31 protein-coding genes, 1 pseudogene and 1 other annotated feature are annotated in these 26620 nt (G+C 36.0%); of the genes and pseudogenes, 27 read left to right on the forward strand and 5 right to left on the reverse strand.

Going from position 1 to position 26620, the window contains the following annotated elements; all coding sequences use genetic code 11:
- Nucleotides 1-2 precede the first annotated feature (2 nt).
- Nucleotides 3-470, forward strand: a complete 468-nt coding sequence (locus HMPREF3237_RS07895) for an 8-oxo-dGTP diphosphatase (protein ID WP_070889441.1) — start codon at nt 3-5, stop codon at nt 468-470.
- On the opposite strand, the gene HMPREF3237_RS07900 is transcribed toward HMPREF3237_RS07895, so the two are convergent.
- Nucleotides 467-982, reverse strand: coding sequence for a transcription repressor NadR (locus tag HMPREF3237_RS07900; RefSeq protein ID WP_070889442.1), 516 nt, complete (start codon nt 980-982; stop codon nt 467-469). The genes HMPREF3237_RS07895 and HMPREF3237_RS07900 overlap by 4 nt on opposite strands.
- Nucleotides 983-993: 11 nt before the next feature.
- On the reverse strand, nt 994-1521 hold the full coding sequence (locus HMPREF3237_RS07905) for a hypothetical protein (RefSeq protein ID WP_006145412.1): 528 nt from the start codon (nt 1519-1521) through the stop codon (nt 994-996).
- A 132-nt stretch (nt 1522-1653) separates the two neighbouring features.
- On the opposite strand from HMPREF3237_RS07905, the gene HMPREF3237_RS07910 reads away from it, so the two are divergent.
- The 20 genes from HMPREF3237_RS07910 (at nt 1654) to HMPREF3237_RS08005 (ending at nt 18737) form a co-directional block, all read left to right on the forward strand.
- The gene (locus tag HMPREF3237_RS07910; protein WP_006145413.1) at nt 1654-2052 is read left to right on the forward strand and encodes a hypothetical protein; all 399 of its coding nucleotides are present in this window, start codon (nt 1654-1656) and stop codon (nt 2050-2052) included.
- 141 nt (nt 2053-2193) lie between these two features.
- Nucleotides 2194-2328, forward strand: a sequence feature (ribosomal protein L10 leader region).
- Nucleotides 2329-2366: 38 nt separating this feature from the next.
- Complete coding sequence (gene rplJ / locus HMPREF3237_RS07915) at nt 2367-2870, forward strand: 50S ribosomal protein L10 (RefSeq protein WP_006145414.1); 504 nt, start codon at nt 2367-2369, stop codon at nt 2868-2870.
- A gap of 75 nt (nt 2871-2945) precedes the next feature.
- Complete coding sequence (gene rplL / locus HMPREF3237_RS07920; RefSeq protein WP_006145415.1) at nt 2946-3314, forward strand: 50S ribosomal protein L7/L12; 369 nt, start codon at nt 2946-2948, stop codon at nt 3312-3314.
- 201 nt (nt 3315-3515) lie between these two features.
- A complete protein-coding gene (locus tag HMPREF3237_RS07925; RefSeq protein WP_083327697.1) occupies nt 3516-3689 on the forward strand; it encodes a hypothetical protein in 174 nt (57 codons plus the stop codon).
- Complete coding sequence (locus HMPREF3237_RS07930) at nt 3686-4465, forward strand: replication initiator protein A (RefSeq protein WP_070889444.1); 780 nt, start codon at nt 3686-3688, stop codon at nt 4463-4465. Before HMPREF3237_RS07925 ends, HMPREF3237_RS07930 begins: the two co-directional genes overlap by 4 nt.
- A 98-nt stretch (nt 4466-4563) precedes the next feature.
- On the forward strand, nt 4564-5922 hold the full coding sequence (gene dcm, locus HMPREF3237_RS07935; protein ID WP_070889445.1) for a DNA (cytosine-5-)-methyltransferase: 1359 nt from the start codon (nt 4564-4566) through the stop codon (nt 5920-5922).
- A complete protein-coding gene (locus HMPREF3237_RS07940; RefSeq protein WP_070889446.1) occupies nt 5906-6355 on the forward strand; it encodes a hypothetical protein in 450 nt (149 codons plus the stop codon). The genes dcm and HMPREF3237_RS07940 overlap by 17 nt, the downstream gene beginning before the upstream one ends.
- On the forward strand, nt 6348-6728 hold the full coding sequence (locus HMPREF3237_RS07945; protein WP_070889447.1) for a thioredoxin domain-containing protein: 381 nt from the start codon (nt 6348-6350) through the stop codon (nt 6726-6728). Before HMPREF3237_RS07940 ends, HMPREF3237_RS07945 begins: the two co-directional genes overlap by 8 nt.
- Before the next feature lie 12 nt (nt 6729-6740).
- A complete protein-coding gene (locus tag HMPREF3237_RS07950; RefSeq protein ID WP_000840776.1) occupies nt 6741-6974 on the forward strand; it encodes a hypothetical protein in 234 nt (77 codons plus the stop codon).
- A gap of 2 nt (nt 6975-6976) precedes the next feature.
- On the forward strand, nt 6977-7564 hold the full coding sequence (locus tag HMPREF3237_RS07955) for a CPBP family intramembrane glutamic endopeptidase (RefSeq protein WP_070889448.1): 588 nt from the start codon (nt 6977-6979) through the stop codon (nt 7562-7564).
- 129 nt (nt 7565-7693) lie between these two features.
- Nucleotides 7694-8284 (forward strand): type IV toxin-antitoxin system AbiEi family antitoxin domain-containing protein, encoded by a 591-nt coding sequence (locus HMPREF3237_RS07960; RefSeq protein ID WP_142350567.1) that lies wholly within the window; start codon nt 7694-7696, stop codon nt 8282-8284.
- A complete protein-coding gene (locus HMPREF3237_RS07965; RefSeq protein WP_000492399.1) occupies nt 8284-9120 on the forward strand; it encodes a nucleotidyl transferase AbiEii/AbiGii toxin family protein in 837 nt (278 codons plus the stop codon). Before HMPREF3237_RS07960 ends, HMPREF3237_RS07965 begins: the two co-directional genes overlap by 1 nt.
- Nucleotides 9121-9402: 282 nt before the next feature.
- Nucleotides 9403-9702, forward strand: coding sequence for a hypothetical protein (locus HMPREF3237_RS07970; RefSeq protein ID WP_000869763.1), 300 nt, complete (start codon nt 9403-9405; stop codon nt 9700-9702).
- Nucleotides 9692-10180 carry a hypothetical protein gene (locus tag HMPREF3237_RS07975; protein ID WP_070889450.1) on the forward strand — a complete coding sequence of 163 codons (489 nt, stop codon included), beginning with the start codon at nt 9692-9694 and terminating at the stop codon, nt 10178-10180. Before HMPREF3237_RS07970 ends, HMPREF3237_RS07975 begins: the two co-directional genes overlap by 11 nt.
- The gene (locus tag HMPREF3237_RS07980; protein WP_070889549.1) at nt 10180-12057 is read left to right on the forward strand and encodes a VirD4-like conjugal transfer protein, CD1115 family; all 1878 of its coding nucleotides are present in this window, start codon (nt 10180-10182) and stop codon (nt 12055-12057) included. The genes HMPREF3237_RS07975 and HMPREF3237_RS07980 overlap by 1 nt, the downstream gene beginning before the upstream one ends.
- 20 nt (nt 12058-12077) lie before the next feature.
- Nucleotides 12078-12320, forward strand: coding sequence for a hypothetical protein (locus tag HMPREF3237_RS07985; RefSeq protein ID WP_000627865.1), 243 nt, complete (start codon nt 12078-12080; stop codon nt 12318-12320).
- Nucleotides 12321-12336: 16 nt separating this feature from the next.
- Nucleotides 12337-13191 (forward strand): VirB6/TrbL-like conjugal transfer protein, CD1112 family, encoded by an 855-nt coding sequence (locus HMPREF3237_RS07990; RefSeq protein ID WP_001054257.1) that lies wholly within the window; start codon nt 12337-12339, stop codon nt 13189-13191.
- Nucleotides 13192-13244: 53 nt separating this feature from the next.
- Nucleotides 13245-13604 (forward strand): PrgI family protein, encoded by a 360-nt coding sequence (locus HMPREF3237_RS07995; protein ID WP_001097589.1) that lies wholly within the window; start codon nt 13245-13247, stop codon nt 13602-13604.
- Nucleotides 13555-15912 carry a VirB4-like conjugal transfer ATPase, CD1110 family gene (locus tag HMPREF3237_RS08000; protein ID WP_180364198.1) on the forward strand — a complete coding sequence of 786 codons (2358 nt, stop codon included), beginning with the start codon at nt 13555-13557 and terminating at the stop codon, nt 15910-15912. Before HMPREF3237_RS07995 ends, HMPREF3237_RS08000 begins: the two co-directional genes overlap by 50 nt.
- An 11-nt stretch (nt 15913-15923) precedes the next feature.
- Nucleotides 15924-18737: a phage tail tip lysozyme gene (locus tag HMPREF3237_RS08005; RefSeq protein ID WP_070889451.1), complete on the forward strand. Its 2814-nt coding sequence runs from the start codon at nt 15924-15926 to the stop codon at nt 18735-18737.
- Between the two features lie 34 nt (nt 18738-18771).
- Here HMPREF3237_RS08005 and HMPREF3237_RS08010 read toward each other — a convergent pair whose 3' ends face one another.
- Entirely contained in the window at nt 18772-19380 is a 609-nt protein-coding gene (locus tag HMPREF3237_RS08010; RefSeq protein WP_070889452.1) for a hypothetical protein, read from the reverse strand.
- Between the two features lies 1 nt (nt 19381).
- Nucleotides 19382-19546, reverse strand: a complete 165-nt coding sequence (locus HMPREF3237_RS09000; protein ID WP_167350217.1) for a hypothetical protein — start codon at nt 19544-19546, stop codon at nt 19382-19384.
- Nucleotides 19547-20335: 789 nt separating this feature from the next.
- Here HMPREF3237_RS09000 and HMPREF3237_RS08015 point away from each other — a divergent pair.
- The 3 genes and pseudogenes from HMPREF3237_RS08015 to HMPREF3237_RS09160 all read left to right on the forward strand — a co-directional run.
- Nucleotides 20336-21067 carry an ABC transporter ATP-binding protein gene (locus tag HMPREF3237_RS08015; protein WP_070889453.1) on the forward strand — a complete coding sequence of 244 codons (732 nt, stop codon included), beginning with the start codon at nt 20336-20338 and terminating at the stop codon, nt 21065-21067.
- 17 nt (nt 21068-21084) lie between these two features.
- Nucleotides 21085-22401, forward strand: a complete 1317-nt coding sequence (locus tag HMPREF3237_RS08020; RefSeq protein WP_070889454.1) for a beta-carotene 15,15'-monooxygenase — start codon at nt 21085-21087, stop codon at nt 22399-22401.
- A 250-nt stretch (nt 22402-22651) separates the two neighbouring features.
- A pseudogene (locus tag HMPREF3237_RS09160) lies at nt 22652-22873 on the forward strand (CHAP domain-containing protein); the annotation flags it as partial.
- Here the strand turns inward: HMPREF3237_RS09160 and HMPREF3237_RS09010 are convergent.
- A complete protein-coding gene (locus tag HMPREF3237_RS09010) occupies nt 22858-23037 on the reverse strand; it encodes a hypothetical protein (RefSeq protein WP_180364200.1) in 180 nt (59 codons plus the stop codon). The pseudogene HMPREF3237_RS09160 and the gene HMPREF3237_RS09010 overlap by 16 nt on opposite strands.
- Nucleotides 23038-23334: 297 nt before the next feature.
- Between HMPREF3237_RS09010 and HMPREF3237_RS08025 the strand changes: the two genes are divergently transcribed.
- The 3 genes from HMPREF3237_RS08025 to HMPREF3237_RS08035 all read left to right on the forward strand — a co-directional run bounded on the left by HMPREF3237_RS08025 (nt 23335) and on the right by HMPREF3237_RS08035 (nt 26609).
- A complete protein-coding gene (locus HMPREF3237_RS08025; protein ID WP_070889455.1) occupies nt 23335-25356 on the forward strand; it encodes a bacteriocin-associated integral membrane family protein in 2022 nt (673 codons plus the stop codon).
- Between the two features lies 1 nt (nt 25357).
- Nucleotides 25358-25999, forward strand: coding sequence for an ABC transporter ATP-binding protein (locus HMPREF3237_RS08030; protein ID WP_049525946.1), 642 nt, complete (start codon nt 25358-25360; stop codon nt 25997-25999).
- Between the two features lie 199 nt (nt 26000-26198).
- Nucleotides 26199-26609, forward strand: coding sequence for a thrombospondin type 3 repeat-containing protein (locus HMPREF3237_RS08035; RefSeq protein ID WP_070889456.1), 411 nt, complete (start codon nt 26199-26201; stop codon nt 26607-26609).
- Nucleotides 26610-26620 lie beyond the last annotated feature (11 nt).

Below are 26620 nucleotides of genomic sequence, written 5' to 3' on the forward strand. Positions count from 1 at the left end.
CTATGTCCCGAGCACAATTAACCATTCTTACCAATATTTGTATGATTGAAGATCTAGAAAAGCAGCGCGTGGTTATGCAGTATCGTTCACCCGAAAGCAACCATTGGTCTGGCTATGCCTTTCCAGGAGGCCATGTTGAAAATGGAGAGGCTTTTGCTGAATCTGTTATTCGTGAAATATACGAGGAAACAGGTCTGACAATCCAAAATCCTCAACTGGTCGGCATTAAAAATTGGCCACTAGATACAGGTGAGCGCTACATTGTCTTTTGTTACAAGGCGACTGAATTTACGGGTACTCTCCAGTCCTCTGAAGAAGGAGAAGTGTCCTGGGTACAAAAAGACCAGATTCCAAATTTGGAACTGGCCTATGATATGTTACCTTTGATGGAGATGATGGAATCTCCAGACAAGTCTGAATTTTTTTATCGTCACCGTACAGAAGACGGATGGGAAAAGGAAATATTCTAATCTTTGACTAAATAACCTAGCTGATCCAAGGCCTTCTCGATATAGAGGAGGTCTTGTTTGCTTTCAGCCTCAACCAAATGGTAGTGTATTCCATCTGTTAATTCTGATAGGGGGCGAAAATCTGAAGAATTTGCTTGGTTTAAAAAGTGTTCTACATCTCGTCTACAACTCAACTTAAGAAGGGTTTCGATTTCTCCGTATACTGGATGGTCGATAAGAATATTCTGCACTCGTCCGCCGTTATCAACGATAGCAAGAAGTTCTTGTTCCATATCCTCCTCTTTATGTTTGACTTTAAAGAGTTTGTGAACAAAAGGATTGGTTTTATTTTCTTTATAAATATAGCCACGATTGGTTGATAGGATAGGAGCTCCATTGGCACGAAGAAGAGCAATATCTTGTACGATAATTTGCCGAGTCACATGAAAATGTTCTGCTAAACTCTGACCATTTAGTGGCTTTTGAGCTTCTTTTAAGAGTTGAATAAGCGATTCTTTGCGGTCTTTAGTCATGATTTACTTTCTTAATGGCGTTTTTTTAAAGCTTTATAAACAGCTAATGCCAAGTAATAGTCTATCATACTATGAACAATAGTTCCAAACCCAACTAATACAAACAAGACATAGAACATATTTTTTAGGTCTGTTCCTGTAGTAGCATAAAAGATGATACAAGCCAATACTTCAGCAATAGCGTGAATCAAACCAAGCACAAAGTTAAAAATCAAGGAAGATTTTGCGTTATCTAAGGTTTGCGGAAATTTTTGAAGATAGAAAGCACCTAGCGTCCCAAAGAAAATGTGAGAGAAAGCCCGAAGTACGATGACAATCGGATAACCAGCTAGGAGGAAACCAATACTAGAGGCGACGATGACAAATATAGCCATCCATGGAGAGAGAAACATAGCAATAAAAATAGCTACATGACTTCCTAAAGTGTAAGAAGCAGGGGGGATAATAAGTTTAAAAGGCATTACCATGGGAATCAAAATAGCGATAGCTGTCAATAATGCGGTTACAGTCATGAACTGGGTTTTCTTTTGTGTATTCATAATAACTCCTTTTTATCTGTATATACAGTTGTATAGTACACTAAAATTTTAAACTAGTCAAGGAGCAAATTGCATTTCTGGAGAAAAATCGTTAAAATATAGTAAATAAACTTATAAAAGTGGAGAGTTGAGATGGTAGATATTCTTTACCCGATTTTTGTCATTTATTATACATCAAAGCTGAAGAAAACAGGATTACGAGTATCAAAATTTACTACATTTACTGCCTATAGTTTCTTGATGATTTCTTTAGTTCGAATTGCTTTTGGCTCACTAGCACTAATTGTTTTTAGTATACCCATTTTCGGTTTTCTATATTTTAGAGCGATAGGAGTGATTCTCTTTCACATTAGTATTATTTATGGAATGATCTTGCTTTTCTTGTCATTAACACTATTCTTAGACAGTCAAAAATCTAATCAAGATTTTCAAATCATACAAAAGACTCCATTTTTATCTCATGTACTCATGTTAGCCTTTCATGCGCTCTTAATCTACACAGACTTAGTTCCAATTCTTTCCATTCAATGATAAAATCCAAAGATGTTCTTCAAAATAGCAAAGAATAGGTGAAAATTGAGAGTGTAAAAAGAACTGAATTGTTTATTTCTTTTAAAAAAAAATTTTTTCAAAAAATACTTGTTTTGAAATGATAGATGTGGTATACTTATAAATGGTTTGAAAAAACTGCCTAAGACAGTAGGGGAGCTCGACTCATAAGAATCCTACCGAGGACAAAACGTATCCATTATATGAAGCGTATTGTACTTTCGTGTCTAGGTTTGGGCGCGTTTTTCTTTTGGAAAAATTCCCCAAGCAAAATAATTACGGAGGTGAACACACTAATGAGTAGTGAAGCAATTATTGCTAAGAAAGCGGAATTAGTAGACGTAGTAGCTGAAAAAATGAAAGCTGCTGCATCAATCGTCGTTGTAGACTCTCGTGGTTTGACAGTTGAACAAGATACAGTTCTTCGTCGCGAGCTTCGTGGAAGCGAAGTTGAGTTTAAAGTGATTAAAAACTCAATCTTACGTCGTGCAGCTGAAAAGGCTGGTCTTGAAGATCTTGCATCTGTTTTTGTTGGACCATCTGCAGTAGCATTTTCTAACGAAGATGTTATCGCACCAGCGAAAATCTTAAACGACTTTGCTAAAGACGCTGACGCACTTGAAATCAAAGGTGGTGCAATCGAAGGCGCTGTCGCATCAAAAGAAGAAATTGTTGCTCTTGCAAGTCTTCCAAGTCGCGAAGGACTTCTTTCTATGCTCCTTTCTGTACTTCAAGCGCCAGTGCGCAACGTTGCTCTTGCAGTCAAAGCGGTTGCAGACAACAAAGAAGACGCAGCTTAATCTTAAGCTACGCAACGTAGCCTAGCTACAAAAAATATAAAAATTAAAATTTAAACTTATTTGGAGGAAATAACAATGGCATTGAACATTGAAAACATTATTGCTGAAATTAAAGAAGCTTCAATCCTTGAATTGAACGACCTTGTAAAAGCTATCGAAGAAGAATTTGGTGTAACTGCAGCTGCTCCTGTAGCTGTTGCTGCAGCTGGTGCTGCTGACGCTGGTGCTGCTAAAGACTCATTCGACATCGAATTGACAGCTGCTGGTGACAAAAAAGTTGGCGTTATCAAAGTTGTACGTGAAATCACAGGTCTTGGACTTAAAGAAGCTAAAGAACTTGTTGATGGTGCACCAGGTGTCATCAAAGAAGGTGTTCCAGCTGCTGAAGCTGAAGAACTTAAAGCTAAATTGGAAGAAGCTGGAGCTTCAGTTACTCTTAAATAAGAGGCATATACCAATTAGAATTCGGAATACTATAGTATCAGCCTTTTAGAATCGTGAACACATTTTAGAAACTGATAAATTAATTTAGTTTCCTGCCAAAAACCCTACCAAAAATTAATTTGGCAGGGTTTTTCTTTTTAATAAAATTATTTTGGAGAACAGTTGAATATTGTTCTCCTTTTTTTATTTTCTGGAGGGAAAATGACAAAAGAATTACAATCATCACGCTATATTGTCATTTCATTTTTAGTACGTGAAATGGGAATTGACATTGTTGAAGCAATATCTCTTATGTCTGAATTAGAAAAAAGTGGCTTGGTTCGATTGGAATCAAATGGAGATTTAATACTCAAAGAACTTGGAGGAGCGCTATGAAACGAATTACCGCAAATCAATACCAAACTTCAGAACGGTATTATAAATTACCTAAAATTCTTTTTGAAGATGAGAAATATATGGATATGAAACTAGAAGTAAAGGTGGCTTATTCTATTTTAAAAGATCGTTTAGAATTATCTCTCAATCGTGGTTGGATAGATGAAGAAGGCGCGGTTTATTTAGTATTTTCTAATTCTAAACTGATGAGGCTGTTAGGTTGTTCGAAGTCAAAATTACTGTCCATCAAAAAAACTCTTAAAGAATATGACTTAATTGATGAAGTTCAACAGTCTTCAAGTGAGAAAGGAAGACTAGCTAATAAGATTTATTTAGGAGAATTATCTTCTACCCCAGTAGGTAATTCAAACAGGCCTAGTGTTAATAAAAGACTAGGGCAGGTTGAAAATGAAACGGCCCCCGTCTCATATTCAGCCCCTAGTGAGACTGAAGTTAGTGAGACTAAATATAGTGAGACTGATTCTTTATTTACTGAGGATGAGGAGGATAGGAATACTCATCCTATCTTGAAAAGAAAAGTAGAAAAGGTCACAAAATATGATCGAGATTATATTTGGGGATTGGTAAAAAATCAATTTAGACGAGAAGGTTTTTCTGAAACAGCCAGTGAAATTGCTATGAGTGATTTTGAGAGAATCTATCAGTATGCTCTTGACAATGTTCGCTTTGTTAGACGAGCGGAAGCACTTGCTGAATTTGTGTTTAACGGCTTGTATTCTGTTTGGAATAACCGTGTTAGAAAAGGAGGTGGTTAAATGTCGCCAATCGAGTGGATATTAGTTATGCTCATTTTCATTTCAAGTGGTATAACTCTTTGGACATTGATTGTCGATCAGAAAGGGGTGATCCAGAAATGAGATTTATTGATTTATTTTCAGGTATAGGTGGATTTCGGCTTGGAATGGAAAGTGTTGGACACGAGTGTATTGGATTTTGTGAGATTGATAAATTTGCTAGAGAATCTTATAAGTCCATTTTTCAAACGGAAGGAGAAATTGAATTTCATGACATACGAGATGTTTCAGATGACGAATTTAAAAAACTTAGAGGGAAAGTCGATATCATCTGTGGGGGATTCCCTTGTCAAGCATTTTCAATCGCAGGAAGACGATTGGGATTTGAAGATACTAGAGGAACTTTGTTCTTTGAAATTGCTCGGGCGGCCAAACAAATCCAACCACGTTTTCTTTTTCTTGAAAATGTTAAAGGCCTACTCAATCACGATAAGGGACGGACGTTCACCACAATCCTTACCACACTTGATGAGTTGGGGTTTGATGTTGAGTGGCAGGTGCTTAACAGTAAGGATTTCGGCGTTCCCCAAAACAGAGAGAGGGTGTTTATTATCGGACATTCTAGAAAGAAAAGTACCAGACTCTTATTTCCTTTCAGACGAGAAGGTCAAGCAACTAACTCTGAGATTTTAAAAACATTAGGGAATTTGAATCCATCAAAAAGTGGAATGAGCGGTAAAGTCTATTATTCAGAAGGTCTTGCGCCAACCTTAGTTCGTGGAAAAGGAGAAGGATTTAAGATTGCGATTCCTTGCATTACACCAGATAGATTAGACAAGAGACAAAATGGTAGACGCTTTAAGGAAAATCAAGAGGCGATGTTTACTTTAAATACTCAGGATCGTCATGGTATTGTCGTTGTTGGAGATTTACCAACTAGCTTTAAGGAAACTGGTCGAGTTTATGGAAGTGAGGGGTTATCTCCAACACTGACTACAATGCAAGGTGGAGATAAAATTCCCAAAGTACTAATTCCAGAACCAATCAAATTTCTAAAAGTACGGGAAGCAACGAAAAAAGGATACGCTCAAGCAGAAATAGGAGATTCAATTAATTTGGAAAGACCAAGTTCTCAGTATCGTCGTGGTAGAGTTGGAAAAGGTATAGCTAATACGTTAACAACTAGTGGACAAATGGGAGTAGTAGTTGCTAGTTATGAAGGAGAAGATAAACAAGTTTATCATGTAGCCGGTGTATTAATAGATGGACAGTTTTACCGTCTGAGGATACGACGAATCACTCCTAAAGAGTGTTTTCGCTTGCAGGGCTTTCCTGATTGGGCTTTTGAAGCTGCTAGAAAAGTCTCTAGTAATAGTCAGCTCTATAAACAAGCTGGTAATAGTGTAACCGTTCCTGTGATTGCCGCAATCGCAAAGAAATTAAAAGAAATAGAGGAAAAAGATGAAAGCATTAAATAAAGAATCAATACTAGATTGTGATGAATTAGAAACAGAATTACATGATGCAGAAATCAAACAGCTGGATGAACAATTATTTTTGATACCCAATTATCCATGTGAGTTTGAAGTAACATTTTTAGATGATTACCATAAAAAACACAACTACCCACTATTTTATGAGTCCTATCTTCAAAACGTTATGGAATTCCTTGAAAGTCAAGACATAAAGAATGGGGTTGATGCCTTTGTAGATGATCATCAAAATCTCGTTTTTATTTTATATGGACAAGGCTATCGAGCCGAGGGAAAAGAGGGAATACTTACAACCCAAGTAACTGTAAAAGCTTCTGATGAAGATAAGAATCCGATTAACTTCTCAAATTTGTTAGATTCCTTAATTGTCTCAGAATATCAAATGGAACCGAATCTTTTGGAGGTCTCCCATGATTGATCTCTATCTAAGTAAAAATTGTCATAGAAATCAACTTCTTTTGGATTTCTTTCAAAAGTATGGCATAGAGGTATCTTGTCATTCAGTTTCTGAAATGACAAAGGACAAATTAATTGAGATGATGAGCTATTCTTCAGATTGTTTTGAGTTTTTATCTCCCAATTTATTAAGATTTAAGAATCGAGATAACCTCAGATTAACAGATTTCATCGAAATGATATTAAAAAATCCTGAACTAACCATCAGACTTCCTCTTGCGGTTTCAAATAAGCGAGTTTATCCAAATCTGAATCTGGAAGAGGCTAGAGCTTTATTGCCAAGAGATACGAAACAATTGATTTACATGGCACGAACACATTATTTATCTAACTAAAGGAGAAACAATATGGCTGAACGATTTTGGGAGAACTTGTCCATTATTTTGGCTGAAAGAAATATCAGCTGGATTGAGTTAACCAGAAAAATGTTTGCGGGAGAGTTTCACTATCCAAGTGAATTGAATCGTCTGTATCAAAAGATTCGCCACTATAAGATGGAACAACGAATGCCTCAAAGTCCATGGGTAGAAAGGATTGTGCAGGTATTAGATTTAGATTATGAAGATTTATTTCGGAGGTAACTATGAAAAGAATAATTCCAGTTTATATATTCCAACAAGTAAATGTCCTATTGGTATCCCTATACTTACTGAAATTTCTTTGTATCGGTGAGTTAACTATACTACAGATTCTCTATGGAGCGTCGCTCATTTCTTTTTTATGGATGTATGATCAACGAAAACAAGTGGTCAAGGTCAATATGAAAACTAGGATGAAATGGCTTGGTATTGGATTCGTTAGCCTACTGATTATAAGTCTATGTTTTAGTCTGATTCATGCTCAAGGAAGCACGAATCAAGCAAACTTAATTGGGCTTCAACATCAAGTTCCTTGGTTTTCATTTTTATTGTTCTTAATCAATGCGAGTATGGTTGAAGAATTTTTGTATCGAGAAATTTTATGGAACTTGGTTAGAAAATTAGATATTCGAGTTGCTTTGACAAGTGTTTTATTTGCCTTAGTACATCATCCAGGAACCATTCTAGCTTGGTGTTTATATGTTTCACTTGGGATGTTTTTAGGGATGGTGCGCTATAATTCGGACTTATGGGGCAGTATGGGGCTACATTTGGTGTGGAACCTATCAGTCTATGTCTTATTTTTGCTTTAATAATAGCTGTTCTATCTTACGTATGGATTAATTTTGAAATAAAAAAACTAAAAGAATTGATTTTAAAGAAATAAAATGCTAACATATATAGTAGATGTTAGTATTTTATTTCTAAGAAAGGAGAATGATATGGTTGATAAAAGAGAGAAACTGATGAACTCTTTCAATCAGTATGGTTTTTTAACTTTTAAACAAGTAATAGATGAAAATTTACACTACAAAACCTTATTAAAAATGGTTGCAGAAGGAAAAATCGATGCTGAAGAAAAAGGGTTATATCGCTTACCTGATATTTATTTAGATGAGTGGTTTGTCCTTCAGTATCGATTTCCAAAGGGAATCTTTTCTTTGGAGACAGCACTTTGGTTACATGGTTTATCTTTGACTATCCCTTTTAACATGACGATGAGTTTTCCTTATGGTACGAATACCAAAAACATTAAGGAAGCAGATATACGTCCTATTATTTTACGCTCTCACTATAGTGAAGGAATTATTGAAATAGAGCGCCTTCCTGGTCAATTTATTAAAGTTTATGAAGTTGAACGAGTTTTGGTTGAATGTCTAAGACCAGTTCATCAGGTGGATCTTCAAATTATTGCACCAGCGTTTAAAAAATATTTTCAACAAAATAAAATTCATTTACACAAATTATTTTATTATGCCCAGCTATTTAAAGTAACTGATAAGTTACAATCTTATACGGAGGTACTATCTTAATGTTTTCAAATGCGAATAGCTTTAAAGCAAAAATCAAAAACATTTCAAAAGATAAGGGAATTCCAGCTCAACAAGTACAACAACATTATTTAATTGAGCAAGTGTTAAAGCTGATTTCTACTAGTTCTTATAGAGATTCCTTCATTGTAAAAGGAGGGTATCTAATAGGTCAAATGATTGGACTAGATAAGCGAACCACAATGGATTTAGATGTCACTCTGAAGGGAACCGAAATGAGCAGAGAAAATTTGATTCATATCTTTGAAGAGATTCTTTGTTCTAAAACTGATGGATTTTCATTTTCAGTAGATAAGCTAGAACCTATTCGCCAAGATGATGAATATGGAGGATTTTCATTAAAATTAAATGCAACTTTTGATACATTAAAGGAGGTTGTTTTTATTGATATTACTACTGGTGATAAGATCACACCAAGAGAAATTACTTATTCAATGACTTCTATCTTTACTAATGAAAGCATCAAGATATGGACATATAATCTAGAGACTGTACTTGCTGAAAAGTTAGAAACGATCATTAGTAGGGGATTAGCTTCGACACGCCCACGTGATCGATATGATCTTTTCACTTTGTATAAACTTAGAAAAGAAGAGATTAATCTTGAAGTATTAAAAAATGCACTTGAGAATACGGCAGAAAAACGTAAAAGTAAAGATACTATTTATAATTGGGAAGAACAAGTGAGAGGAATTGAAATTTCTGATTATCAGAAAGAGCTATGGATTCGTTATCAACGCCAATTTAAGTATGCTAAAGATATCTCATTTGATAACTCTGTTCAGGTTATTAGGGAAATTATGCAACAAATATTTTAGTACAAAGTAACTCATTCGTAAAGCAGTGAGTTGCTTTTTTTTATTCCAACAACCTCAAAAATGTGATAAAAATTTCAACTACTCTTATCTATAATAAAGCTACCTGTTCTTTGAAAATTGAATCCACTCCGTCTTGATTAGCGTGCCTGTGTAAGTAGGGACTGAGAGTATTTCCCTGTGAAGGGCAACTGGCACAAGACGTGTGTGAGAATTTTCTAACAGACACGGAGTTTATCGTTACCAGACTTAAACGATGCGACAAACTAGATAAAGGAGTTAATCATGAAGGTAGTAAACTTGTATGATTTGAAACAAATGGGAAATAAAGGTGGTTGTACCATCCAATTGATTCATCACTTTCCTTTTGGTATGGGCTTAGGACATCTCAAAAAAGACTACATTGAATTTAAACGTGTTGGTATCGTTGATGGGAAAGCAGTAGAAGTTACTCTTCGAGAACCTTATTCGAGAGATCTACTGCAGGTTGTCAAGTCGATTAAGCAACGTCAGAAATTGATAGCTTATCGTTATAAAGAAGGAAAGCTGCTATTTGTGAAGAAGGAGGCATCAGATGTCCTCTGAACAACAGGAACGAATGGCAGTTCAATATGCTGAGCGTAGTATTTTATTTACTGTCAAAAGTCTTTTAAAGATTCTAGAATGGTCTAGACGTCAGGCTTTAGCACAGGATTCCGCCTATAAGATAGGGGTACAGAAATTAGAAGAATTGCTACAATCTCCCTATGCGATTGATACGATTAATCTGAAAAAAGATTTTTTAGACAAACCAATTGATATAGAGAAATTTAAAGCTTTTTTAGAAAAAGAAGAGATTCCTTTAGCCATCGCTTGGCAAGGGGATTCTCTGCATTTCTACACGAAAGACCGTTCGATTCTAGACAATCATTTAGACCATCTGCTAGAAAAAATGGTTAATGATCCGGAGAAATTAGCTGATTTTACCATGGATAAGTCATTAGACGATGCAATTGATGAGGCTAAATCCCAAATTACCTTTAGACAAGAAGGAGCCGTCAAACAGAAAGAGATGGTGAGATGATGTACAGTAGAAAGAAATTCCTACTATTCTCACTGTTAGGCATCTTACTAGGCTATCTTTTTCATCGTTTGACGCTTTTGTATGATTCCTATACTGGAAATAGCTTAGATAAATGGAGTCGTCTTCTAATGGAAGGTCAAGATGAAGTTCTTCAGTCGCCATGGAATGTTTACTTTACTGGAAAATCAAGTGCCTTTTTTCTACTAGGCTTTGTGATGATGTTGCTGGTTTATCTCTATCTACAGACTGGTAAAAAACAATACCGAGAAGGGGTAGAATACGGGAGCGCCCGTTTTGGAACTCTAAAAGAAAAGAAGCTCTTTTACGGTAAGGAATTTTCTCATGATACGATCTTAGCACAAAATGTTCGTTTGACATTGTTAGATAAAAAACCACCCCAATATGATAGAAATAAGAATATTGCGGTGATCGGAGGTTCAGGAAGTGGGAAAACATTTCGCTTTGTGAAACCCAATCTGATTCAGATGAATAGTTCTAATATTGTAGTGGATCCTAAAGATCATTTGGCCGAGAAAACAGGTAAACTCTTTTTAGAAAATGGTTACCAAGTAAAGGTGTTAGATTTAGTCAATATGAATAACTCAGATGGCTTCAATCCTTTTCGCTATATAGAGACAGAAAATGATTTGAATCGCATGCTGACGGTTTATTTCAATAACACCAAAGGCTCTGGCTCCCGTAGTGATCCATTTTGGGATGAAGCTTCTATGACTTTGGTACGAGCTTTAGCCTCTTACTTGGTCGATTTCTATAACCCACCTAAAACAAGAGAACAGCTCATAGAAGAAAGTCGTTTAAGTCAAAAGGAATACCAAAACTTGTTGAAACGTCAAAAAAAAGAAGTGGAAGAGCGAAAAAAACGAGGGCGTTATCCAAGTTTTGCTGAAATCTCAAAACTCATTAAACACTTATCCAAGGGTGAAAATCAAGAAAAAAGTGTCTTAGAAATTCTATTTGAAAATTATGCTAAAAAGTATGGGACTGAAAATTTTACCATGCGAAATTGGGCAGATTTTCAAAATTATAAGGATAAGACTCTGGATTCTGTTATAGCTGTAACCACTGCTAAATTTGCCCTTTTCAATATTCAAAGTGTCATGGATTTGACCAAAAGAGATACCCTTGATATGAAGACATGGGGCAAGGAAAAATCAATGGTTTACTTAGTTATCCCAGATAACGATAGTACCTTTCGCTTTCTTTCAGCCCTCTTTTTTTCAACCGTATTTCAAACCTTAACAAGACAAGCAGATATTGATTTTAAGGGTCAATTGCCTCTTCATGTGAGAGTCTACTTAGATGAATTCGCAAATATCGGAGAAATCCCAGATTTTGCTGAACAAACCTCAACAGTCCGTTCTCGGAATATGAGTCTCGTTCCTATTCTACAAAATATTGCTCAACTTCAAGGACTCTATAAAGAAAAAGAAGCTTGGAAAACTATTCTTGGGAACTGTGATAGCTTAGTCTACTTAGGTGGTAATGATGAAGATACCTTTAAATTTATGAGTGGGTTACTCGGTAAACAAACCATTGATGTTCGAAATACTAGTCGTTCCTTTGGCCAAACAGGTTCAGGATCCCTTTCTCATCAAAAGATTGCTCGTGATTTAATGACACCTGATGAAGTCGGAAATATGAAACGGCATGAATGCTTGGTCCGAATTGCCAATATGCCTGTCTTTAAAAGCAAAAAGTACAATTCCATTAAGCATCCAAACTGGAAGTACCTAGCCAATCAAGAAACCGATGAACGGTGGTGGAACTATCAAATCAATCCTTTGAATCAAAGACAAGAAAATCATCTTGAAGGCCTTAGAATTCGTGATTTAACTTTTGAATCTAGTTTAAAATAAAAATAGAAAAGAGGAAATAGATGATTACGCATTTTAAAGGTTTTGTTTATGGAGTAGACGCAAGTGCTATGTTTGCACAAGCTATGTCTTTGTTACAGAAAGGATTGATTGCGGTTGGTGCCTTTCTCGTTGTTGTGGGGATTGTCAACCTTGCAACCAACATTAAAGATGGTGGACCAGGTGTTCGAAATGCCATTCTTGAAATTGTCGGTGGAGTTATGGTAGGGGCTGCTGGAGCCTTTGTAACCCAGATTTCAATTTAGGAGGATAAACAATGACATGAATCTAAGTTTAGTCTCACCCTTTGTTTACCTTGCATCTGAAAAAATATCAGCTGAAAATTTATTTGAAGGATTTAATGTAGATTTACAATCTACGGTAGATCTGATTAAATCCCTATCTAGCTACAATCCAACAGTTTGGACTTACATGTCTAGTATTACTAAAAGTGTCATGCAGCCTCTTGGAGTTGCGATTTTATCAGTTGTTCTCATCTTAGAATTTTCGAAGATGGCAAAGAAAATTGCTAACTCAGGTGGAGCGATGACCTTTGAAGCATTAGCGCCGATGTTGATTAGTTATATTATGGTCGCAGTGGTAATTACCAATACTACCGTTATTGTAGAAGCTATCATCGGGATTGCGAGTCACGCCATTGAACAAGTAGCCTCGATTGTGGCTCACGGTGGGGCGAAGTATGATACCATCTCTGGATTAAAAGGATCAGGATTTATTGGCCGTATGATTGTGGGCTTTTTCGCCCTCCTCATTTGGCTTGTTCGGATAGTAAGTGCAGCCATGGTCAATCTTTTGGTATCTATTCGATTTATTCAACTCTACCTTATGATTCCATTTGCCCCTCTTACGATTCCAACATTTTTAAGTGATGAGTGGAAGTCTATTGGTATTGGCTATTTAAAAAATATTATGGTCTATGCGGTACAAGGGGTTCTCATTTTTCTGATTGTTTCTCTTGTTCCTTTGTTTGAATCTGCTGGGAAAATAGCTGTTTCAAATGGTGCAGGAGTCCTGCAATCACTTGCGATTATGTTTGGTAGTTTGGTACAAGCTATCTTACTGATTATTGCCCTCGTTGGTTCTCAACGTACGGCTCGTTCAATCTTAGGTATGTAATTAGATAAAGGCTAGGAAGTAATTGCTTCTTAGCCTTTTTAGAAAGGAAAGTCATGAATACACGTGTCTTTAAAGACATCTCAAAATACCAACACAGGGCTTGGTTAGGCTTCACTACAAGGCAAATCATCTTTGTTTTACCAGCCTTTATTGTCACAATTATTGTTTTGGGCTTGAATCTCTTTTTCTGGCAATTTGGAGATTGGTTTGTTTACGGTTTTGTGTTTGCTTTTACCATCCCCCTAATGCTTTTTGGAGTCTATAAACCCAATGATTTATATTTTGAACATTATTTGAAATACCGTCTTCATTTTGAATTAACGGTTCCCCTACGCACAATTACAGGAAAGAAAGGACCTGAACATGAAAAGAAAATCAAATACATTAAAGAAACAAAAAACTTCAATGACTAATAAAAAGGAAGAAGTTAAAGGGAAAAAAGAGGAAGTGTTACCTTCTACGGCTAATACTCTTTCCTATCAAGCCCTGTATCAAAATGGTCTGATGCAGGTAAAAGAAGATTATTTCTCACAAAGCTACTTACTTGGTGATGTCAATTATCAAACTGTTGGTTTAGAAGATAAGGGCGCAATCATTGAGAAGTATTCTGATTTGATTAACTCTTTAGACGATCAAACCAACTTCCAATTGACCATCTTTAATAAAAGATTGAATTTAGAAAAGTTTAGACAGAGTGTTCTGTATGAGGAAAAAGAAGATGGGTATGATAGCTATCGTAAAGAATTGAATCGGATGATGAATCAGAATTTAGACAGTGGTGAAAATAATTTTTCAGCTGTGAAACTGATTAGCTTTGGTAGAAAGGATTCTAATCCCAAACAAGCCTATCGTTCCTTGTCCCAAATTGGAGAATATTTCAAGAGTGGTTTCTCAGAAATTGATGCTCGATTTGAATCCTTGGCTGGTGAAGAACGTGTCAACTTGTTGGCGGATATGCTTAGAGGAGAACACCATCTTCCTTTTTCTTACCGTGATTTAACGAGATCGGGTCAGACAACTCGTCACTTCATAGCACCTAATCTCTTGGATTTTAAAAACAAGAATTACCTACAAATCAATGACCGCTTATTGCAGATTGTCTATGTGAGAGACTACGGCATGGAATTAGGGGATCAGTTTATTCGAGATCTCATGCAAGGAGATTTGGAATTGATTGTAAGCCTTCATGCTCAAAGTTCGACTAAGGCAGATGCTATGAAGAAACTACGAACAAAGAAGACCTTGATGGAATCCCAAAAGATTGGGGAACAACAAAAACTAGCTCGTACAGGTATCTATTTGGAAAAAGTAGGTCATGTATTAGAAAGCAATATCGATGAAGCTGAGGAACTCTTAAAAACCATGACAGAGACAGGAGATAAACTATTTCAAACAGTCTTCTTGATTGGTGTTTTTGGTCAGGATGAAGAAGAACTCAAACAAGCCCTAGACACGATTCAACAAGTGGCCGGCTCAAATGACCTAATGATTGATAAACTTCCATATATGCAAGAAGCAGCCTTTAATAGTTTGCTGCCATTTGGTTGTGATTTTTTAGAGGGGGTATCACGGAGTTTATTAACGTCCAATGTAGCAGTGAACTCACCTTGGACTTCAGTAGACTTACAAGACCGTAGTGGGAAATATTATGGTATCAATCAAATCTCAAGCAATATTATTACCATTGATCGCAGCCTATTAAATACACCGTCTGGTCTGATTTTAGGAACATCTGGAGCTGGGAAAGGGATGGCAACCAAGCATGAAATTATCACGACCAAAATCAAGGAATCTGGTGAAAATACTGAAATTATCATTGTGGATCCAGAAGCAGAGTACAGTGTTATTGGACGGGCTTTTGGTGGAGAAATGATTGATATTGCGCCAGATTCCAAAACCTATCTCAATGTCCTTGACTTGTCTGAAGAAAATATGGATGAAGATCCTGTAAAGGTAAAATCAGAATTTCTTTTATCCTTTATCGGCAAGTTATTGGATAGGAAAATGGATGGGAGAGAAAAATCGATTATCGACCGAGTCACCAGACTCACCTATCAGTCATTTAAAGAGCCTTCTTTGGAAGAATGGGTTTTTGTCTTGAGTCAACAGCCAGAAGAAGAAGCGCAGAATTTGGCACTTGATATGGAACTGTATGTCGAAGGTTCTCTTGATATTTTTTCTCATAAGACCAATATTCAGACAGGTTCTAATTTCTTAATCTATAATGTTAAAAAGTTAGGAGATGAGCTGAAACAAATCGCTCTCATGGTAGTGTTTGATCAGATATGGAATCGTGTTGTTCGGAACCAAAAATTAGGGAAGAAGACCTGGATTTATTTTGATGAAATGCAGCTTCTCTTACTAGATAAATATGCCAGTGATTTCTTCTTTAAATTGTGGAGTCGTGTCAGAAAATATGGAGCTAGTCCGACTGGGATAACCCAAAATGTCGAAACCTTATTGTTAGATCCAAATGGTAGACGGATTATTGCAAATAGTGAATTTATGATTCTCCTCAAGCAAGCAAAAAATGATAGAGAAGAACTGGTTCAACTCTTAGGCTTGTCAAAAGAACTCGAAAAATACCTTGTCAATCCAGAAAAAGGGGCAGGACTGATAAAAGCTGGTTCCGTTGTCGTTCCCTTTAAAAATAAGATTCCTCAAGGTACTCAATTGTTTGATATCATGAGTACGGATCCTGATAAAATGGCTTCTAATTAAGGGGAAGGTAAATGAAGGATAAAAGAGAAATCATACGTGCCCGAAAGGCATTTAGAAGAAGCCTAAAAGATGAGAAAAAATTCTTGAAAAAAGGAAAGAAGGAGGTGAGGAAACAGAAAAAAGATTCCGCTGTATTGGATGAAAAAGCATGGAAAAAAGAGATAAAAGAAAAGCTAGAGGAGATGAGAGAAGTTTCAAAGGAGAGAGTAAGACAAGCAAATGAAGATTACAATCATATTCTTCAAAATAGTCCTCCATCTCTTTTGAATCGGAAAGAATTAAGAGACAGACGATTGCCTCATGCTAGGAAACGATTGAAAATAGCCAAGAAGCAATTTAGAGAAGCCAAGGTAGAAGCAAAAGAAGAAAGAAAAGAGAGTCGTAAAGAAAGAAAAACCAATCAAAAATTTCTCTACGGTCAGGAATCGAAACAAAAATCTAATTTTTTCTTTCAAGGGAAGAGTTTAGAAGAATTAAAAGCTAAGAAAGAAGTCAAGGCTGCTAAAGAAAATTTAAAATCTACTAAACAAGCCTATAAGTCCAAAAAAGTCAGTAGGAAAGCCAAAACTTTTCTTTATGTCCTTGGACGTGAAGGTGGAGAGTTAGCTTCAGAAAATGAAGATTTAGAAGGCTATCGCACACTTCAAGAGACCATTAGAAAAGGGAAACGCTACAGTCGGCTTTCTTATAATCTTGGAAAAGCTAGTGTCAAAACAGGACAAGCAACAGGTCGTTTTACCAAGAAAAGACTGACCAACACAAAAGAGCGATACCATCATTTTAAGGATGGAAAAGGATGGAAACTAGCGAAAGATAATCCTAGTTCCTTTAAAAATCGGTTTCGAAAATTAAAGAAACAAGGTCTTACAAGTGTCCGAAATATCTATCAAAAACTAAAAGCAGCCTTTTCCTTCTTTACATTTGCGGCTGGAAATCCTGTAACTTGGATAGTTGGAGGATTAGTCTTTCTTCTCTTATTTATGATGAGCTTCTTTTTAGGATTTTCATCTGCTGGTTTGATTCAACAAGATGAATTTGAATTAACAAATGCTTATACCCACCTAACTTGGGAAGACGCAGAACATACTCGAACAAATGACAAAGGAATTACTTATTACACAAAAGTTGATGATGTGATGGGGTATATGAACTTTAAATTCCATGACTATGAGTTACACAAACCAGTTCACTTATTTAGTTCAGAAACTTACAAGGATTATCTATCTACTTTGTGGCATGATTTAAACGATGGGGAAGATTTGAAATCCATGCAAGACCTTTATGAAACTCCTAAGTATAAACTATCGAAAGACGATCAAGAGGAAATGAAGGAACTAAAAGAAGAAGGTGTGTATGCTTCCATGCAGGAATTGGACAATCCATTTGAGGGGAAAAGAAACGAAGATAGTCTAACCATGACTTATCGTTACGGATACTATGATTTAGACGGAAAACCTACTCTTCAGGAGTACATTCTACTAGAAGCAAAGGCTCACCAAACGATTGTTGCACCAATGGATGGAGTTGTATCTCTAGATGGTGATAATGTTATTCTTACTAACGGAAAAGGAGAGAATGAGAGTCGATTGACCTTGTATTCTATTCATAATGGCCGTGCGATTGAGGGGACAAGAGTCCTAACGGGTGATATTATTGGTGAAACACCAGACGATACAGGTTTGAAAGTTTCCTATCAAAAGTATAAGAACAAGAAAGAAAAATTGGTGTATGTCAATCCGCAATTTTATTTTCCAAAAGTCATTCAACTTCAGACAACTATCTTACCCGCCATTGGTCAGTTTGGTGGGGATGAGTTTGAACGAGCAAAACATATTTATGAGTTTTTGAAATCTCAAGGGGCAAGTCCCCAAGCCATTGCGGCTATTTTAGGAAATTGGTCGGTAGAGTCTTCTATCAATCCTAAACGAGCTGAGGGAGATTATTTATCTCCTCCTGTTGGTGCTACCGATTCCTCATGGGATGATGAAAGCTGGTTAGCGATAGGAGGGCCAGCCATTTATAGTGGTGCTTATCCTAATATCCTTCATAGAGGTTTGGGGTTAGGTCAATGGACGGATACAGCAGATGGTTCAACACGTCATACAGCCTTGTTGAATTATGCACATGCCAAAAATAAGAAATGGTATGATTTAGACCTCCAACTTGATTTTATGCTTCATGGGGATAGTCCTTACTATCAAAGTTGGTTAAAGGATTTCTTTGGAAATACGGGCAGTGCAGCCAATCTCGCCCAACTCTTCCTTACCTATTGGGAGGGAAATTCTGGTGACAAACTACTGGAAAGACAAACAAGGGCAACGGAATGGTATTACCAAATTGAAAAAGGTTTTAGCCAAACAAATGGAGGACAGGCAAAAAGTGACCCGCAATCCCTTGAAGGGGTTCGTGGGGACTTGTATAATCATTCTGTTCCTGGTGGTGGAGATGGTATGGCCTATGCCTATGGACAATGTACATGGGGTGTTGCGGCTCGTATGAATCAATTAGGATTAAAGCTAAAAGGTAGAAATGGAGAAAAGATTTCAATCATTAATACCATGGGAAATGGTCAGGACTGGGTTGCGACAGCTTCAAGTCTTGGTGGAGAAACGGGTTCCACACCAAGAGCAGGTGCTATTGTTTCTTTTGTAGGAGGTACACATGGGACACCAGCAGACTATGGTCATGTGGCTTTTGTCGAGAAGGTCTATGATGATGGTTCTTTTCTAGTTTCTGAAACCAACTATGGTGGCAACCCTAACTATACCTTTAGGAAAATCTCTCAAGCAGATAGTGCCATCAGTTTTGCTTATACGACGAAATAAAAAAATCATGTCATCAGTTTAGGTGACATGATTCTTATTTTTTATAGAGTGACATATTTAATGCCATAGGCTGATAAGTTACTTGATGATCGTCTTTAATCAATTGACTGTATGCAACAAATCCGAACTGTTCATAAAATTGAATGACTTTAGGATGATTGATACTATCTAAAAATACCATCTGAGTTCCTACAATTGCTCGAAATTCTTCAATTTTTTGAATTACAATTTCAAATAACTCTTGTCCTGATAGTTTATTTAGCTTTGTGTTTTTGCCGAATTGACCGATAAGTAACACAGGGAGATAATCAATATTTTTGGGACTTTTCCCTTTTAGGACGAGTTTCTTTTTTAAGGATTCCTCTAAATCAGAAATATCAACAACTTTGAGAGATAAACTAAAGAATCCTATGATGTTATTTGTTTCAGTTTCTTCAACGATAAAATTACGAGAACGATGTTGTTTTTCAAAATTGGGAGCTTTATCAGATAGATAAGTCAACATCTCTTCATTATCTTTGAAATTAACATTTTCTAAAATGATAGTTTTAAATAGCTCCTGAACTTGTTTCTCAGTTTTATCAGGAGCCAGCACTTGAATATTTTCAAGATATTGCTTAAGTGGTGTTACTTGAATTGTCATCTTACAGATACTTTAAAATGAGTTTATTTTTCGTTGGAGCGGTAGCGTCTTGTGATTCAATAGATTTCAAGACTGCTTGTAGCTTTTTAGATGGTTCATGATTAAGAATTTTTAGAGCATCTTCGTTTGTTAGTTTTATATCACGTGTTAAACTGATTGTAGCCATTTGTTCTACCTCCTGTTTCTACTTAAATTCATTATAGCTTATTTTGAACAAAAGTTCAATCTGAAGATAGTGTATGTTTTCTATAGTGTATAAATCCAAAATAAGTTTTTCTCTTGCATTTGTAGCTCATATTCGTTAGAATAATGGTGTAGATGAGTGGTTGGCTCATGGTCAATCTGATAGTAATCTTGGACATAAGGGCCAAGCGGTGGCGGACACCAGAATGAAATCCGATAGCAATCTTGGACGTAAGGGCCAAGCGGTGGCAGACACCAGAATAAATCGACTCACTAGGTGGCTTACAGGTTCAGTAAGTCATCTTTTTTATTTGAAAAAACAGTAAAAAAGCGCAAAAAATCACTTCCTGTGCTATAGTGTAATTGAAATTTTTTTGTTTTTTACGTTAGAACTGTTTCCTCAGTCCTAGCGCCTTTTCTTTTTGATAAGTATGCTTGGTGGAGAGTAGTTTTACATATGCTACTATCTTCGTTATAGCTAACTTAAATTCTCATTTATTAAGTATACCTAAGTTTTATGTTTAAATTTTGTATAGAATAGTTGTATCACTTATCAAAGCTATGTTTACGCTTTCAATCAAGCCTCATTTATGATACTATTATGGTAATAGAAAAAAATTCTTAGTTCGCTGAAGACCTTTATTCGAGATTCAGAGGAAATAGAAATTTTATCCATTAAAAATACGTTTCATAAGTTACTTACTTGATATTAATAGAATTCCAATTTTGCATAACTAAATCAAAGATGATACTGGAATCAGGAGGATTTATTATGGTTAATAATGTAGCTGTTAAAGTCTCAAACCTTTCAAAAGAATTTTTGTTAGGGCAAGACAAAACTATCTCTATTTTGAAAGATGTTTCTTTATCTATCAATTATGGGGAATTTGTATCAATACTTGGTATCAGTGGTTCTGGAAAGTCTACTTTGCTAAGTTGCTTATCAAGTTTATCTGAACCAACAAGTGGCGAAGTTGTTATCAATGGTATAAATCCATATACCTTAAAAGAAGGGAAGCTTGCTAAATTTAGAAGGCAAGATATTGCAATTATTTTTCAAAACTATAATCTGGTACCCGCTCTACCTGTACTAGAAAATGTTACACTTCCTCTGAGACTCTCTGGAAAGAGTGTTGATAGAAATAAAGTAAAAAAAATGTTGGATAGTTTGAATTTTAAAGCAGAACTATCATCATTAGTTGCTACCTTATCAGGTGGAGAACAGCAAAAAGTGGCTATTACTCGTGCAATAATAGCTGATAGTAAAATTATTTTTGCTGATGAGCCAACAGGAGCTCTGGACAGCGTCTCAAGAAAACTTATTTTTGAAACACTTCGTAATTTAGCGAGTCAAGGAAAATGTGTGTTTATGGTCACTCATGATATTGAGTTGGCTTCAAAAACTGACAGAGCACTCATTTTAAAAGACGGAAAAATATCTCAACAAATTATTAAACCTTCAGCTGATGAGCTCTACCAAGCACTTGAAAGTAGTAAAGATTAATTTGAGGAGGTTTTATTATGCTAAAATTAATCATTTACCAATTTCAGTACTCAAAAAGACAATGGTTAGGAACAATACCATTACTATTTGTATCTAGCCTGATTGTTGGAACATCTTTATTTGGTATTGCTAGTTCAATAAATACTGCTAATATTAACGCTTCACAACTTTTTCAAATGCTAATAATTTTTGGAGGGACTACTTTATTTTTCCTTATTTCAAATAATATAAGGCTGCTAATAGATATCTTTAAAAAGGATTACCAATTATGGGCTACCCTAGGCGCAAGCAGAACTCAACTATCTTTACTAGTATCTGGACAGTTTTATTTAATGGCAGTGATTGTTAGTAGTATTGGTACAATACTTTCATTTTTTGTGACAGATAGTTACTACAAATTTTTACAAAATTTATTAGGAAGAGATGAGTTACCTGATTTAGTTATTACAGCCAACATTCAATCAATTTTATTGAGTGTTTTCATAGTCCCAACAATTGTCGGGATAGGGGCTTACTTTTATTCAAGTCGTATACTTAAAATATCATCAATATTAAAACCAAAAAAGAAAAAAAGAAAAGTTACAGTAACTGGTTTTATTAACATCTCTGTTCGTTTAATTCTATGGTTACTATGTATAGGTTTGATTGTTTCAGCAAGTTTTAGTAGAAATAAAGAAATAATTTCAACACAGTCAAGCATAATATTATTTTTATTAATTATTCACATCCTTATTATTCAATCACTATCTCCATCAATTCAAGTGTTTCTAATAAAACTTTTAATGAGGATATTTCCAACTGAAAATTATGTAATCAATACAGGCTTTTGGAATCTACTATCCAATCCTAGTTATTTGAAAAGTATACAAACTTCAATGAGCATGGGAGTAACTCTCATTTCTGGGTTTATTCTTTACACCCAAAATATGTATTCATTCATGAATAAAGCAAACGGTGTACTCGAAGCAAGAGCTTCCTTTATTGCTTATCTGTCTGCTCCAATTATTCTGATTATTACTAGTTCTATTTCTCTTACAATTTTATCTTCTAATAAAGATATTGAAGACATTAAACAGTTAAAGACACTGGGAGTGTCAAGATCACAACTTTTTAAAATACGTATAGGCGAGGCAATAATACATTCGGTGTTAATTTTATTAGTATCAGTAATTTTCAATTTAATTATTTTAATTTTAGTTAGCTTTATTGGCCAACTTTTAGGCCAAAGTGTAGTAGATATATCGGGTTTTTGGCAACCGAGTCTTATAGTTATTTCTTTGTTAGTTATTTTTTATAGTATTACAAAGGGATTCTATATATTTCGAGATAGATAAATTGGAATAGTTACTGATTCAAAAGAATACAGACACGTTTCAATCATGACTTCCATTATAAAAACCTCCTGTTAACTATTTGAACAATAGAACAAGAGGCTACTAGTAAGATATTTTCATGCTCAAGGCATATTCGAGTTATCTCATGACTCTTGTTCATGCAGTTTTACATACAGGCTAGGAAAAGCCTTATTAAAGATAACGGATTGGTATTGTTCACCTTCATTATAGGCTAAACATCTTTTTCTGTGGTGAAACTGTTTCTACACCAAGAGCAGGTGCCATTGTTTCTTTTGTAGGAGGTACACATGGCACACCAGCAGACTATTGTCATGTGGCTTTTGGAGAGAAAGTCTATGATGATGGTTCTTTCCTTGTGTCTTAAACCAACTATGGCGGAAACCCTAACTATACCTTTAGAAAAATCTCTCAAGCCGATAGCGTGATAAGTTTTGCCTATACGACAAGATAGAAGAGTTTACACTTGAAATTGTAGCTATTTAAAGATACAATATGCCTATAAATGAGTGGTCGGCTCATGGTCATTTCGATAGCAATCTTGGACGTAAGGGCCAAGCGGTGGCAGACACCAGAATAAACCGACTGACTAGGTGGCTTACAGGTTCTGTAAGTCATCTTTTTTTCTTGGATAATATGAATGGGAAAAACTTGAATAAAATTCGTTAATGACATCTATTTTTAAAGAAAATGTAAAATTCTATTACTAATAATATTTTAGTAAAATATGTTGATAGATTACATAGAAAGTGATATACTTAAGTTATAAGAAACCGTTTTCAAAATGAGGAAGGATTAAATTTGTTATCTTGGTGTTCAGGGTGTAATGGATTAAACTAGGAAAATAATTCTAAGAATTTATAAAACATAAAATCTTTGTTCTATAGGGTTATTCTCTTATACAAGGAGTCTACAATGAAGAAACTATTCATATTACTATCAACTTTTTTTCTCAGCTTTTTCTTTGTTTGGATTATTGTCTTACGTGCGCCACAATATTTATATGCAAGCTATGATTCCGTCTCCTTACTTCGTGTCAAAAAGGATACTCAGGAACCAACGCGTGAGGTATTTGAACAGGAATTAGAGAATTTTGCAAACTCAGAACAGAGTTTGATTGCAAGACGGATAGTAGAGCCGAGTAAGGATGGAAGCACCAACTTCACCTATGCGACCTATGGTCAGGGAGGCTTGCCAAAAGAGTTTCAAGCGGCTAGCCAAGAAAGCCGAGAACGGAGCGATCCTCTCAATAGTTACCTTCTCTTGTCTGGTTCATTGACCAAGGAAAAATTAGCTGCAAAATTAGATGATTTAGGTTATAAAGCGATTGCAGACCGCAAAACTCCTCCGTATCTTTTAGCTTTTTGGATTGCTTTAAATCCTTTGTTATTGATTAGTTTAGCTATATTTGGATTAGCTTTCTTTGCTATGGTGATTATCACCCGAATTAAGGAAATGCGGGCTGCAGGGATTCAGCTCTTTTCAGGACAGACTCTCTTGTCCATCATAGGAAGCGCCTTATACGATGATGTCAAGTGGCTTTGCTTAGCTGGGGGGGGATCCCTTATAGTGGGAGGTGCTGTCCTCCTTAGCCAAGGGCTCTTTTATCCCGTTCTTTTAGCAGCCTTTAGTATCGGAGTGGGGGTTTATCTTCTCTTTTTATTGGGAATTTCGCTAGTACTGAGCCTGCTCTACTTGATGAGCTTGAGCTACAAGGCTTTGGTTCCTGTGTTAAAAGGACGTTTGCCCCTCAAACGCTTGATGACCTTGACCTTGTTATGTCAGTTGGTTGCTGTCTTTACAGTAGGTTATGCAGTCAAGACTGGCTTGACTTCTTACCAGCGTTTACAGGAACTCCAGCTATCCAAGCAAGCTTGGGAAGATCGAGCAGATTATTACCAAATTTCCTTTGGGATCGGTGATAGAGGAAAAAATGCGGAAAATCAGAGCAAGTGGTATGCCTTTGCCAAGGAAGCAATCGAAGAAGAACAAGCCCTTTATGTAAAGGATAATCTGTTCCATTTTGCCAATCCACAAGGAAAAAATGAACAGGGAGAGACATTGGATACCTATAGTCCGGATGCTAATACGCTCTATGTTAGTCCCAGTTATTTGGAGAAGGAAAAGGTCGTGGTAGATGCTGAGACCAAACAGAAGTTAGCCCATCTCCAAAAAGGTGAGTTTGTCCTCTTGCTCCCAGAACATTTGCGCTCTCGAGAAGCAGAACTAAAAAAAATCTTTGAAGAAAGATTGAGTTATTATGGAAAATCTGGTGAGGAGGCAAGTGCTCCTTTGGATTATGAGATGAAAGCGCACGTTAGTTATCTTTCAATGGGAGAAAAGCGGTTTGTTTATAATAACGGTGAGAATCCCGTATCCACTCAGTATTTGACTGATCCGATTTTAGTGGTATTCACGCCGACTTCTACAGGTGATAGTTTTACATCCTTATCTAGTTGGTCAATCAATGCTGGTAAGAATATTTTTGTCAAAGGATATGAAGATGGGATTAAACTCTTGAAAAATGCAGAAATTTATGATCAAGTCTCCTATCTCAAGGAGGGACGAAGTGTTTACCTCGCACGTTACTATGAGGTTCAAACAGAAACTCTAACCCTTATTTTAGGAGCTATTATTGGAATCGCGAGTTCTTTGCTTCTCTTTTATTCTGTGAATCTTCTTTATTTTGAACAATTCCGTCGTGAGATTTTGATTAAACGAATTTCTGGTTTGCGATTTTTTGAAACACACGCTCAGTATATGATTAGTCAATTTGCTAGTTTTGTATTCGGTGCGAGTTTCTTTATTTGGCGTAGTCGGGATTTGATGATTGGATTGGTAACTTTATCAATCTTCCTCGTTATTGCTATACTGACTCTCTACCGTCAAGCACAGAAAGAATCTCGTGTTTCTATGACCATTATGAAAGGAAAATAGGATGATTGAACTAAAGAATATATCTAAAAAATTTGGAAGCCGTCAGCTATTTTCAGATATTAATCTTCATTTTGAAGGTGGGAAAATTTATGCCTTAATCGGTACAAGTGGCTGTGGTAAGACAACACTCTTGAATATGATTGGACGATTAGAGCCATATGACAAAGGGCAAATCATCTATGATGGCACCTCTCTTAAAGACATTAAGCCCTCTGTTTTCTTTAGAGATTACTTGGGATATTTATTTCAAGATTTTGGCTTAATTGAAAGCCAAACCGTCAAAGAGAATCTCAATCTGGGTTTAGTTGGTAAAAAGTTGAAAGAAAAAGAGAAACTCTCTTTGATGAAACAAGCTCTAAACCGTGTAAACCTCTCTTATTTGGATTTAAAGCAACCTATATTTGAGTTATCAGGAGGAGAAGCACAACGTGTTGCACTAGCGAAGATAATTTTAAAGGATCCGCCTTTGATTCTTGCAGATGAACCAACCGCTTCGCTAGACCCCAAAAACTCTGAGGAATTACTCTCTATCCTAGAATCTTTAAAAAATCCGAATCGAACCATTATTATTGCGACCCACAATCCTCTTATTTGGGAGCAAGTGGACCAAGTCATTCGAGTTACCGATTTATCACATAGATGATATGGCAAGATTCAGCAATAAGAAAGTTTTTGATTATATACAGCATAAATTTCGAAAATCTGGAGTACTTGTTTATAATCACAATATTATTTGAGAACGCAGTTTTGGCTCGTTCTCTTTTTTTTGTTGTGATACTTCTTTCAAGGAATATTTGGTAGGATTGGAGTGAAAAAAGATTAACTAGGAAAGAAGGAAGTATATGGAAGCCATTTATCAACGTGATTCGGATCAAGATGGATTAACTGATGCTCAAGAATTGGCGCTAGGAACCAATCCTCTTAGCGCAGATTCTGATGGTGATGGACGTTCAGATTTAGTAGAAATAGAAGAAGGAACTAATCCCTTAGAAAAGGATTTACAAGACATAGATCAAACAAGTATAACTGAACCGTCCTCAGTATTTATGGAAATGAAACAAAAGATTTCAGATATGATGGAGAGTCACTACAAGGAATTTATACAGGCTCTGATTAGTATTGAAACAGGGATTGAAAACCAACAAGACCTTGAAGACTTATATACTTACTACATGAGAACAGATGCTGTTTCTCTTTTGTCTAGTGATTTAGAAACCAGTCCTCAAGAGGTTGAAATGGAGATAGAGTTGTAGGGGAATCATGT

This window comes from Streptococcus sp. HMSC34B10 (assembly GCF_001839505.1).
Taxonomy (GTDB): Bacteria; Bacillota; Bacilli; order Lactobacillales; family Streptococcaceae; genus Streptococcus; species Streptococcus peroris.